This window comes from Chrysanthemum yellows phytoplasma (assembly GCF_000803325.1).
Taxonomy (GTDB): domain Bacteria; phylum Bacillota_I; class Bacilli_A; order Acholeplasmatales; family Acholeplasmataceae; genus Phytoplasma; species Phytoplasma asteris.
Window position 1 is genome coordinate 1 of the sequence record NZ_JSWH01000031.1, and the last position, 910, is coordinate 910.

The window sequence follows — 910 nt, forward strand, 5'->3', positions numbered from 1 at the left end:
ATTATTTATCTTATCTATATTATCTTATTTAATTTGTGCCAAAATATCTTTTACAGCAACAATTAAATAATCTTTTTCTCCTAAAGTAACTTTGCTACCAGAATAGCTTTTATAAACTACTTCATCATCTTTTTTTAAACCTTCAACTTTGGAACCTACTCCAACAACAACCCCAACAGAGGATTTTTCTTTTTCTGATAAAGCCAAAATAATTCCGCTAGCTGTTTTAGTTTCTTCCATTTTCAATTTTAAAACAACATTGTCATGTAAAGGGATAATTGTTTTTTGTTTCATGATTAAACTCCTTTTAATTTAATAATTTATTATAGCAAATAAAATATTTTTGTAATGATTTAATTTTGGCAATAAATAATTTAAGTGCCAAAGCACTTTTATTATATCATAAGATTTAATAATTGGCAAGTATTAAAAAAAATAATTTGGTTTGGAGGATTCAAAAATTTATTTTATATTTTTGGTAAATATTATTAAATTTGTCTTATTGGGAATTGCAAAAAAAGTTTTTCATTTATGTTATTGTTTATTCATTTATGTTATTGTTTATTCATTTATGTTATTGTTTATTCATTTATGTTATTGTTTATTCATTTATGTTATTGTTTATTCATAAAAATAAGTTTGATAAATAATCTTTAATCTTGGATTAAGATAAATAACACAACCAAATAATAATAAATTACAAGTAATAACTGTTTCTAAATTAAGAACAAAAATAGTGATAAAGGAAGTTATTTCATTAGCAAAAAAGATATCATAATATGGATTATCTTTTAGAATATATTTAATACTTGGCAAATAACATAAATAACCATTTATAGCATAAAGACAAGCATGAATTAACATAATTATAATTAAAATACTTAATAAACGTATAATATTTTTTTTATTA

Annotated in this window: 1 protein-coding gene and 1 pseudogene; both read right to left on the reverse strand. The window is 20.5% G+C overall.

The genetic code is table 11. The annotated features are described in order from the left end of the window. Window positions 1–24 precede the first annotated feature (24 nt). Window positions 25–294, reverse strand: coding sequence for a GroES family chaperonin (locus OL66_RS00545; RefSeq protein ID WP_011160495.1), 270 nt, complete (start codon window positions 292–294; stop codon window positions 25–27). Between the two features lie 327 nt (window positions 295–621). Further along, window positions 622–910: pseudogene (locus tag OL66_RS03935) on the reverse strand (hypothetical protein); the annotation flags it as partial.